Genomic DNA, 11,441 nt, shown 5'->3' with positions numbered 1-11,441 from the left:
CAGCAAAGCCACGTCCGGACTCACCTGCGCGGGCAGCTTCAATCGCCGCATTGAGTGCCAGCAAATTGGTTTGTTCAGCAATGCCGTTTATGACATTGACAATATTGCCAATGTCATCTGAGTTTTGCTGCAAACTACCAATAATGGTCGCAGCATTTTCTGCCGCCGTTAACATGGCTTGGCCAGACTGCACGTTATTCTCAAACATACTTTGTCCCAGATCCGTGCGCTTACGAGCATCAACAATAGTGTGGTTGGCGTACTCGATGGCATTTCCAATATCCTGACCCTGTGAGTCCATACTGGCCATGTTATCAGTGAGGGTGCCGGTTTGTTTGGCTTGCTGACTCAGTGTGGATTGCATTGAATTGAAATCGCTGAACAAGCGACTTAGCTGCGTATCCAATTCGCGAGTTTGGTGACGCAGATGACCAATGATGCCACCCAGTTCCCGTTGAATAAGATTGAAGTTGCCCGCCAAGGTACCGAGTTGATCACGCTTGCTGACATCAAGAGTGACACTCAAATCGCCGCGCGCAATGCGGGTCGATGCGATGGTTAACTCATTCAACGGCACTAAAATGCTGCGTGAAAAATACCAGGCGAACAAAGCGATACCAGCAAGCATCGCAACAAGCATGATTGCGGTACTGGTTGTTCTGGCATTGCTGGCGCTTTGTGTCAGCCCTTGGCTAACACTTAATACATATTCTGTCACCGCATTTGCTGCATTGGTAAGGTGTTCGGTAGGTGCCCGGTCTATCCCTTTCACGGCTTTATCCGCGCTGGGGATATCAAATTGTGACTCGATATAGGCCTGATAGCCTCGTTTATAGGCAGCGATCATGGGTGGGTAGCTGCTGGCGAAAGCTTTTAACTCAGACAAGCCAGGTTGATCCGCCGGTAGTACATTGAGTAAATGGGTATAGCGTTTGGTGATCTGGTCGGCTTTTTCGTTGAATTTTGCCCAGTATTTCTCGCGCTGATCCTGCTTAGCGCCGCGAATAAGAGTATTTTTCCACTCCTGCACCTGAATTTTAAAATCGACGTTCATGGCTGAGATTTCCGCCATGGCAGTGACATCGTGGCTGGCCATATGATTGTAATCTTCAATTACCTGATCAAATGCACTGAACCCGCGCACTACTGCGAGTAAAATTAAGCTAAAGGCAATGGCAATAAGCAGTAAAAATTTATTGCGCAGGTTTTGTTGGAATCTGGACAGCATTTCACGCACCAACGTTAAAATTCGGGGCGGAAATTATGCCCAGTATTCAGTGACAGTTATGTGACAGACCGAGAATAATTGGCACGCAGCTTTAATTTAACGGCGCTTTTCAATATAGTGCCGATTCATGCAACACACAGAGTCTAAAAGCATAATATGGGCCGGGTAATGTTAGATGTACAGGGACATACCCTGTCGGAAGAAGAGCGCGATATGCTCGACCATCCTATGGTCGGTGGCGTCATTTTATTTACCCGCAATTACGACAACCTCAATCAATTGCGTGATCTGGTTCGCGAACTGCGTGAGGCAGCCAGACAATCGTTGGTGATTGCAGTTGATCATGAAGGGGGCAGGGTACAACGCTTTCGTCATGGTTTTAGTCGTTTGCCCGCCATGGGCAGTATTCTCGAGCGTTGCAATCATAGTCTCGGCAGTGCGCAAAAATCCGCAACTGAACTAGGCTGGCTGATGGCGGCGGAATTACGCGCCATGGATATCGACCTGAGTTTTGCGCCGGTTCTGGATATGCACGGGATCTCTGATGTGATTGGTGATCGCGCCTTTCATTCCGACGGCGATGTCATTGTGCATTTGGCTGCGGCGTTTATTCACGGCATGCAGGACGCAAATATGGCGTCGTGTGGGAAACATTTTCCCGGTCATGGCAATGTCAAAGAAGACTCTCATGTGGCGATCCCACGCGATCTGCGCAGCAAAGATGAAATCTTCAACAAAGATATGGCTGTCTTTACCCGTTTGCACCAGATGCGTTTATTGGATGCACTGATGCCGGCGCATGTGATTTATCCCGCGGTTGATGCACAGCCCGCAGGTTTTTCAAAAATCTGGATTGAACAGGTGTTACGTCAGCAACTGGGTTTTGCCGGGGTGGTTTTTTCCGATGATCTCTCTATGCAAGGCGCGGCTGTAGCTGGCGATTATGCTGAGCGGGCGGAAGCGGCGATTAATGCGGGCTGTGATGTTGCGTTGATTTGCAATAACCCGCAAGGCGCCATGCAGATTTTAGACAATGCCAATATCGGCTCCCCTACATTACCCATGCGTACCTTAAAACGACCTGCCACATTAACCTGGCGAGAATTACAGCAAAGTGACCGCTGGCAATACAGCCAGCGGCTGTTGGATTGACCTACAGGTTAAAGCGTTTTACCTCACGATTCAGGTGTGCGGCGATATCCAGTAGTTGCCGTGCAGAGTTGGACACTGACTGGCTTTGCTCCTTAGCCGTGGCAGAGCCGTCGTGAATTTGAGTCAGGCGCCGCGCTATATCATCACTGACCTGGGTCTGTTGTTCGGAAGCGGTGGCGATAGACATATTCATTTCGCTGATATTGGCTACCAATGTCTGCACCTCGTGCAATATCTCGCCAACCTTATTTGATGCGGTTACTGCTTCGCCGGCACTTTGTTCGCTGGATTTGATCGAGTTGCTTACGCTTGCCGATACGGTCTGTAGAGTGGCGATTTTGTTTTGGATTTCTGTGGTACTTTCCTGTGTGCGCTGCGCCAGCGTTCTGACTTCATCTGCTACTACGGCAAAACCGCGGCCCTGATCGCCAGCGCGGGCGGCTTCGATAGCGGCATTGAGCGCTAACAGATTAGTTTGTTCGGCAATGGTATTGATCACATCCAGTATCGCTGACATATCGCCCACCGAGCCGGCTAATTCATCAATAGCCTGGGTAGACTGACGCAAGGCGGACGACACTTTTTGTACCGATTGAATACTCTGCTGCACAATGTTCACGCCGTTTCTGGCGATGCTATCGGTTTGCCCGGCGGACTGAGCGGCGGTATTGCAGTTTTGGGCTACTTCCTTCACCGCTGTGGCGTTTTCATACACGGAACTGGAGATGATCTCTAACGCCTGATTTTGTTGTTCGTTTAGTCTGGCACTGTGCTCTGCAACCTGATTCAACTGACTGGCAGCATGGGTGGCACCATCGGCTTGCTGTTGAATGGCATGCAGCACGTCGGACAGACGTTTGACCATTTGATTAAATGCCCGCGCAACCGCAGCGAATTCATCGCTACCCTGATCGCTGAGTTTTTCACGTAAATTGCCCTCGGCGATCTTACTGGTTTTCTCAATCAGTACATCGGTGGAGTGGATCACGCGCTTTTCCAGCCAGAAATACACAGCCACGAGTAACAAGATTATGAATACCACTGCCAGAATACTGAAAATACTGATGGAGGCAGCGCTGTCCTGATAGCCCTCCAGGGTAGACTGTGCCCGTTGCTCGATAGTCTGAATGAACGTACCGACCGGGCTCAGGGTGCGTTTCGCATCAGCCACATACGCGGTATTGGTGACTTTATCTACTGCCTGTAACCACTGCTGTTGCTCGGCCGCGCTCAACTGTGCCGGAGATTTGTCGGCAAACGGAGCAATCAGGGCGAACGCCGCTTCCTCGGTTTTAACCAGTGCCAGTGATACATCAACGGACTGTTTCAACGAACTTAATTCATCTTCCTGCACACCGGCCTGCCGTAATCTGTCCAGGTAAGAAATCTTGCGACCATCGGGACCGGCTTCAGTGCCTTCAATTTGCCCGACTAGCTTTTCATAGGCGCGCAGATACTGCTCATCCAGGGTGGCGATATAGTGCCGGGCCAGTTGGGTGAGCATTAACGAGTCACTCTCGGCCTGTTTTGCCAGATGGCTTACGCTATAGCGATAATCGGCGGCCTCATAGGTCTTTTGCAGATTACTTTTCAGCATCAAAACAATGATCAGCAACAGTACCGATACACTGATAATGACCAGAAATGCACCACGCAGTAACCGTTTGATTGTCATTAAGAATCTCTCTCGTGTGAACAACAGCAGAGCAGTAGTTATAGACGAGAGAACAGGTTTTTTGCCAAAGGGGAAAGCGTAAACCGGCGGTATTTTTATAAATTGATATCGGCGCGGCCAGCTTGCAGATTAAGCCAGCGTGCCAGCACAAAAAAGTAGTCCGATAAACGGTTAAGGTAAGCCGGTACGACCGCTGGAACAGGATAGTCTTCTAATAAGCTGACCAGTTCACGCTCGGCGCGGCGGGTAACGGTGCGGCACACATGAGCCTGCGCAGCTTGTATACAGCCGCCGGGCAGAATAAAACTGCGCTGCGGTTCAAGCTGCTCACTTAATTGGTCAATGGCATGTTCCAGCGCAAGCACATCCTGATCAGATAAGGCGGTGGTGGCCGATATGGCAAAGCCAATCTGAAATAAATGGCGCTGAATATCGGTTAACAGGCTTACGGGTGTTTCCAACTGCGCCTGCAACAGGCCGATATGACTGTTGAGCTCATCCAACGTGCCGTAACAGGCCAACTCCGCGCTATCTTTGCGCACCTTTATCGGCGTGTCGGCATAAATGCGGGTATCACCCAGATCGCCTTTTTTGGTGTAGATCTTCACTGGCTTAGCTCCGCATCAGATTCTGGCATTGCCGGCATACGATAGCGGCGAATTTGTACCACCAGACCAAAGTAAGGGTGATCAAAGTAGTGTACTTGCGTGCTGATTACGCGGCGTAGCTGATTAAACGGAAAGGCCTGTAAAAACAGATTGGGCGTATAAGGGCCATCTGTCTGAGTCAGATCCGGTGCGCCGTCTAGCATAACCGGTTCGCGATAGTTAAACGCGCTGTCGATATGCAGGTAGGGGACGCGGTTTACATACTGCAGATAGACTTTCAGTAACCCATCCAATTCCCATACCTGGGCGGGTAACTGGCCGACAAATTTTTGTTTAACGATGGCTTCCTGCTTTTCCAAAATGGCTGGCAGGGTCTCATTGGCCAGTGCCTGTTCTACCTGGCTGACAATATCCATGCTGCTATCTGAGCGCAGAGACTGCTGATAGGCGGCCTGCATGGCTTCGTAAACACTGGGATCCGCATCCGGCCACACCGGGAAGAAGCCTAACTGACGCTCTGCTGGTGCGGGGCGCAGCATATTGCCCCAATAATCGAACTGCGAGGTGAAATTCGTGCCGGCAAATAAACGTACGGGTGTGGCGTTATTTTTGCCAAATACCACTGGTTGGCGCCAGGCCAGGTGCAGCATGGGTTGCATGTTGCGACGGCGTTGAATCTGGCGATAGATATCGTTCAGGCCAAATTCACTGGCGGGAAGCAAATGGAAGCCGACCGGATAGGTCGCACCAATACCCTCGATGATGCCATCTAACGTTGCGGGCAGAGGTAGCTGCGACCGGCGGAATGGCGTTTGACTGTCATCCTGACAATCCAGACGCAGGGCGTTTTGCCAGTCGTAGTGAGTGAACCACCAGGGCCGCGCTGGCCCTGCTACTTCGCTAACTTCATACAGCCCATCGTTGTAATAGGGTAAGTCGGTAACTTCGCCTGTTTGCTGGACAGATGCCTGAAACTGGTCGATGGCAGCTGGCAATTGCTGGTACTCAGCGGTTTGCGACAACGTATTCTGGGTACTGACAACCTGTAACCGGTCGACATTCACAGGAGTAAACAAAGATGCAGGCTGCGCGCGCTGACAATTGGGCAATGCCTGAGCCAGAGGGGACAAATCCGGCTGCAGATGATCGCGCAACAGATCGTTAGCCTTGCTGATATCTATCGGATTGATGACGGCATCAAACTTTTCATGCACTTGTTTGGCATCCTGTTTAAACAGAATGACTTCTACATCAAACCACCAGTCCTGCTCAGGCTCAGCAGCAAATGCTGCGCTACTGAATAACGCGGTAAGACACAGGGAGGCGTGCAGTTTTTTCATCAACGTACCTGTAAATGTTCAGAAAAATCAGTCAGTAAGCTTTGCACCAGTTTAACACGTTGCTTACTGTCGTCTGCATCTATTGTGAAGCGAAGTTTATCCGGGCCTTCCAACTTATAATATTTGTGCTGAGTTTGGATCAAACGAATCAGGTAGCCCGGGTCTACTTTGGTATGCGGGCTAAATTCAATCACCCCACCACGGGCATTGGCTTCAATCTTATTAATACCCAGGTTGGCGGCAATAAGCTTAAGTTCTGCGATCTGCATCAGGAAGCGGGCGGCATCCGGCAGCAAACCAAATCGGTCGATAAGCTCAACTGAGATATTATCCAGCTCGTCTTTGTCCTTGGCGGAGGCGATCTTTTTATACAGCGACAAGCGGGTATTCACATCGGCAATATAGGTCTCCGGCAGCAGCGCCGGCACACGCAGATCAATTTCGGTCTGAGTTGCGAGCAGGTTTTCCAACGACGGCTCTTTGCCTTCTTTCAGCGCTTTGACCGCGTTTTCCAGCATATCCATATACAGGGAGAAACCCACCGCGGCGATTTGACCCGACTGTTCATCACCCAGCAACTCACCGGCACCACGAATTTCTAAATCATGGGTGGCGAGGGTAAAGCCGCTACCCAGATCTTCGGCGCCGGCAATAGCATCCAGACGTTTCTGTGCATCTTTGGTGATGAGTTTAGGATTGGGGATCAACAAATAGGCATACGCCTGATGGTGCGAACGACCGACCCGGCCTCGCAGCTGGTGCAGTTGTGCCAGCCCCAAGTGATCGGCTCTGTCCATAATAATGGTGTTGGCGCTGGGGACGTCGATACCGGTCTCAATAATGGTGGTACACACCAGTACGTTAAAGCGCTGGTGGTAGAAGTCTGACATCACCCGCTCCAGCTCTTTTTCACGCATTTGGCCGTGGCCAATGCCGATGCGCGCCTCTGGCACCCATTCTGCTAATTCAGCGGCACATTTTTCAATGCTGTCCACTTCATTGTGCAGAAAATACACCTGCCCACCACGCAAAATTTCGCGCATGATGGCTTCTCGGACCAACATCTTTTCCCGTTGCGCCACAAACGTTTTGATCGCCATTCGCTTGGCAGGAGGCGTGGCGATAATGGATAAGTCCCGCATACCAGAAAAGGCCATATTCAACGTACGCGGAATGGGTGTGGCGGTAAGGGTGAGAATGTCCACTTCTGCGCGCAGGGCTTTGAACTGATCTTTTTGACGGACCCCAAAACGGTGTTCTTCATCAATAATAACCAGGCCCAAGTTGGCGAATTTCACATCCTTTTGCAGTAATTTGTGGGTGCCAACCACTATATCTACTTTACCGTCTGCCAGTGCCTGCATGGTGCCACTTTGTTCTTTGCCGGTTTTAAAACGACTCATGACTTCAATACGAAACGGCCAGTTGGCAAAACGATCGCGGAAATTTTCGAAATGTTGCTGTGCCAGCAAGGTGGTGGGTACCAGTACTGCCACTTGTTTGCCGGCGTGCGCCGCAATAAACGCAGCGCGCATCGCCACTTCGGTTTTTCCGAAACCAACGTCACCGCACACCAGGCGATCCATCGCACCGGGACTGCCCATATCGTTGATCACCGCGTTAATTGCCTGTTCCTGATCCGGCGTTTCCTCAAAAGGGAAGCTATCGGCGAACTGACGGTAATCCTGCCAGTCGATAGGGTGGGCAAAACCCGGCTTGGCAGCACGGCGTGCATAGATATCCAACAACTGGGCGGCCACATCTCGGACTTTTTCTGCCGCTTTTTTGCGCGCGCGGGCCCAGGCATCGGAGCCTAACGTGTGTACCGGAGCATGCTCGTCATCACCGCCGCTATAACGGCTTATCAGATGCAATGATGCTACTGGCACATACAGTTTGGCGCCTTTGGCATATTCAATCGTCAGGTATTCTGTGGTGATGCCACCGGCATCCAGTGTCTGCAAGCCAATGTAACGCCCTACGCCATGCTCGATATGCACCACAGGCTGACCGATAGATAATTCAGCCAGGTTTCGAATAATGGCATTTTCGTCAGTCGCCTGCGTTTTCGTTCGCCGGCGACGCTGGCTTATTTTGTGGCCGAGCAACTCAGTTTCAGTGACAAATGCCAGCTTCGTGCCGGGCAGCAGGAAACTATGTTCTGCCCAGCCAATGGTGATGCCTAGTGGTGTGTCACCCTGCAAAAAACGGGTTAAATCATCAGTTGGCGAGGGATGTATACCGGCTTTACCCAGCAGTTCCAACAAGGTCTCGCGTCGTCCGGCCGTTTCGGCGCTAAACAACACGCGAACTCCCTGTTGTTGCCAGTCTTTAACCGCTTGCTTGAGCGAGGCCGTTGGGGATTTTAATTCAGGCTTAACCGCGATATCGCCGATGGGAGCCGTATCGAAATTAAATCGCCCGGCACGGGGTTCGATAAAGGCGCTGTTAACACTGATACGCGGCCATTTTTTAAAGTGACTGAACGCCTCGTCTTCGCGCAGAAATATCTCCGCGGGCGGCAGCAATGGCCGCAGGGGATCGTAGCGGCGCTGTTCATAGCGTTCGGTTAAATCAGCCCAGTAAAACTCAATCGCGGGTTTTAGGTCGCCCAATCCCACCAACAGGGTATCGGGGTGCAAATAATCAAACAGCGTGGCGGTTTGCGGGAAAAACAGTGGCAGATAATATTCGATTCCACCTGGCATCAGGCCCTTGGAGACCTGATACAACACGCTATCTTTGCTGTTATTTGCGTCAAAACGACTCAGATATTGTTGGCGAAACAGATCTAACGCGGCTTTATCGGTGGGAAACTCATGTGCAGGGAGCAGGCGGACTTCACTGATTGCCTCGCCGCTGCGCTGGCTTTCCGGATCAAACAGGCGCAGATTCTCTATTTCATCATCAAATAAATCGATACGGATTGGCTGGCGACTGCCCATCGGAAATAAGTCGACAATGCTGCCTCGGATGGCGAATTCGCCATGGCTCAACACCTGATTTACCGCATAGTACCCCGCCCGTTGCAGATTGCTGCGAAACTGCTCGATATCCAGTCGATCGCCTTGTTTCAATAACAGCAGATACTGCCCAAGGTAACTGACTGGTGCCAGACGCATCAGTAAGGTGCTGATTGGCACAATGGTGATGGCGGTTTGCGGTTGAGTCAGGTAATACAGGGTTTCCAGACGCTGGGAAATAATATCCTGGTGTGGCGAAAAAGTATCGTAGGGCAGGGTTTCCCAATCCGGAAAGACATGCACGCTGATATCGCGCGGGCGTACAAAAAACTGCAGTTCCTGCTCAAGTTTTAACGCCGATGGGGTATCGGCAGTCACCAGCAACATGCCTTTACTATGTTGCTTCTGTGCCGCTGCCAGCGCCATAGCTAAGCTACTGCCGTGCAGGTTTCCCCAATGGATATGGTCGCCCTGGCCTTTGGGCAGAGCGGGATTGGTTATTTCTGTTGTCATAGGTTTTAGGCGTTTTCACCGTTTTGGCGGCGCTCAGCGGCGCGCGCTTTCAGTTGTTTACTCTGTAAATGCAGGCTGGCTTTCACCAGTAAATCCTGGTCTTCTTCGCGAATATGGCGGTAAATCAGGGTGATATGGTGAATATCGTCTTTCGCTTCACAACCAATCACCTCCGCCAGACAATACACAGCTGCGGCTTCATCAGTCAGGAATAATTTGAGCTCTCCGGTACGGCCAATCTCCATGGCACGATCACTTTTTAGTACTACACCACCACCGCCAAAGGACTCGGTCGTAAACCGCGCGCTATCGTCATCCTGCTGGTGCAGCACAAATGACATGATCAAATCGATTTTACGGGATTGGTGATTGAGAAAATCCATCAATTGCTGAGCGTGTTCACCCAGCGCGCGCAGTGGGCGCAGCGCGTTGAGTTCCAGACTGGCCACTTCAGTCGCAACCTTGAAAGCATATGGCATGTTAGCGACAAACGACTGGTAATCGGGTAACGGACGGTCGGCCGGCCATAAGGTGAAATTGGCGCTTATCCCATGTTGAATACTGAAGAATTCATTGAACTGTTGTTGTTTTTGTTCGAGGCTTAAATTTTCCATACTTGCCGATTACCTGATTGACGCTGGCTTGTTTGTGCTGGCTGCTAACAGTATTATCCGTGGCATAATCATAAGGGAACATTGCCGCGAAGTCGCGGGCAAATGTCCACACCAGGGACCAAAAGCAGATCCATGATGATTCAACCTGCCTGTGCATATATCGGCCTTCGTTATGCCCGCGCCAGCAAATCCAATCATTTTATTGCCTTTATTAACTTTTTCTCGGTGGTTGGCATCATGCTGGGCATTGCCGCGCTGATTACCGTGTCGTCGGTGATGAACGGCTTTGAAGAACAGTTAAAACAACGAATTCTGGGCTTGCAGGCGCAATTGGTTGTCGATACGCGTAACCTTTCTGAAGGGCAAAAACAGGCGATTTCGCTTATCCCTGAGGTGAGTGCCGTCAGTGCTTATGTCGAGACGGAAGGCCTGATTCAAAGCCCCCGTGGCTTGCAGGGTGTTCAATTACAGGGCATTGACCCGGACGTCATGCAGCAGGCATCTATTCTGCATGAGCATTTGTTGTATGGCCGCTTGAACAATCTTGCCGCGGGTGAATATGGGGTCATTATCGGCTACCCACTGGCACGCGAGTTAGGCGTTCAACCGGGTAATAAAATCCGCATAGTATTGGGCGGCGCCACATTACATACGCCGTTTGGTCCGATGCCGGCGCAGCGTTTATTCACTGTAGTTGGCGTTTATTCGCTCAGTTCAGAGCTGGATGGCCGCGTGGTCATGACCCACGTAGATGACTTGACCCGGGTATTGCGTAAAAAGCCCGCGGATTTGCAACAAAGCCGCTTATTTCTGCACGATGCGTTTGCCTGGCATGAGGTCAGCCAACAAATAAAGCATATTACCGACGCTCCCCAACGCAACTGGCGTGAACAGCAGGGCAAGTTATTCGATGCCGTTAAAATGGAAAAAAACATGATGAGCCTGATGTTGATGCTGATTGTGTTAGTGGCGGCGTTTAACATCGTTTCGGCACTTGCCATGGTGGTCACTGAAAAGCACAGCGATATCGCGATTTTGCAAACTCAGGGCATGTCACCGGCGGGTATTACACAGATATTTCTCATTAATGGTTTATATAACGGCGTTAAGGGCACTGCGCTGGGGTTGTTGGTTGGCTTGTTGCTGGCCTGGCAACTCAATACCTTGCTTGGCATGTTAGGTGTGCATCTTGCGCTACCTGATGATCAGGGATTACCAGTGGTGATTGAACCCTTACAGATTGTTGTGATTATCGGGGCAGCCTTGCTGATGAGTCTGTTGGCCAGTTTGTATCCGGCGCGCCGCGCGGCGCGTGTTCTGCCTGCCCAGGCCTTACGTTACGAGTAGG

The 11,441-nt window shown here is 51.0% G+C and carries 8 protein-coding genes; 2 read left to right on the top strand and 6 right to left on the bottom strand.

Translation table 11 applies throughout. From position 1 onward, the window contains the following. On the bottom strand, positions 1-1,228 hold a 1,228-nt coding region (locus tag TK45_RS02520; protein WP_131257051.1), incomplete at its 3' end, for a methyl-accepting chemotaxis protein. Positions 1,229-1,396: 168 nt separating this feature from the next. On the opposite strand from TK45_RS02520, the gene nagZ reads away from it, so the two are divergent. Continuing rightward, complete coding sequence (gene nagZ / locus TK45_RS02515) at positions 1,397-2,380, top strand: beta-N-acetylhexosaminidase (RefSeq protein ID WP_254426527.1); 984 nt, start codon at positions 1,397-1,399, stop codon at positions 2,378-2,380. 1 nt (position 2,381) lies between these two features. Here nagZ and TK45_RS02510 read toward each other — a convergent pair whose 3' ends face one another. The 5 genes from TK45_RS02510 to TK45_RS02490 all read right to left on the bottom strand — a co-directional run bounded on the left by TK45_RS02510 (position 2,382) and on the right by TK45_RS02490 (position 10,093). Next, positions 2,382-4,055, bottom strand: a complete 1,674-nt coding sequence (locus TK45_RS02510) for a methyl-accepting chemotaxis protein (protein ID WP_131257049.1) — start codon at positions 4,053-4,055, stop codon at positions 2,382-2,384. A gap of 95 nt (positions 4,056-4,150) precedes the next feature. Then, on the bottom strand, positions 4,151-4,663 hold the full coding sequence (locus TK45_RS02505) for a cob(I)yrinic acid a,c-diamide adenosyltransferase (protein WP_131257048.1): 513 nt from the start codon (positions 4,661-4,663) through the stop codon (positions 4,151-4,153). Further along, entirely contained in the window at positions 4,660-6,003 is a 1,344-nt protein-coding gene (locus tag TK45_RS02500) for a CsiV family protein (RefSeq protein WP_131257047.1), read from the bottom strand. Before TK45_RS02500 ends, TK45_RS02505 begins: the two co-directional genes overlap by 4 nt. Then, entirely contained in the window at positions 6,003-9,479 is a 3,477-nt protein-coding gene (gene mfd / locus TK45_RS02495) for a transcription-repair coupling factor (protein WP_131257046.1), read from the bottom strand. The genes TK45_RS02500 and mfd overlap by 1 nt, the downstream gene beginning before the upstream one ends. A gap of 5 nt (positions 9,480-9,484) precedes the next feature. Continuing rightward, entirely contained in the window at positions 9,485-10,093 is a 609-nt protein-coding gene (locus tag TK45_RS02490) for a PilZ domain-containing protein (RefSeq protein WP_131257045.1), read from the bottom strand. 132 nt (positions 10,094-10,225) lie between these two features. Between TK45_RS02490 and TK45_RS02485 the strand changes: the two genes are divergently transcribed. Then, positions 10,226-11,440: a lipoprotein-releasing ABC transporter permease subunit gene (locus tag TK45_RS02485; protein WP_254426525.1), complete on the top strand. Its 1,215-nt coding sequence runs from the start codon at positions 10,226-10,228 to the stop codon at positions 11,438-11,440. Position 11,441 lies beyond the last annotated feature (1 nt).

It is taken from the genome of Bowmanella sp. JS7-9, from assembly GCF_004329715.1.
Taxonomy (GTDB): Bacteria; Pseudomonadota; Gammaproteobacteria; order Enterobacterales; family Alteromonadaceae; genus Pseudobowmanella; species Pseudobowmanella zhangzhouensis.
The sequence above is the reverse complement of the archived record's forward strand: the minus strand, read 5'-3'. Positions and strand labels throughout refer to the sequence as shown.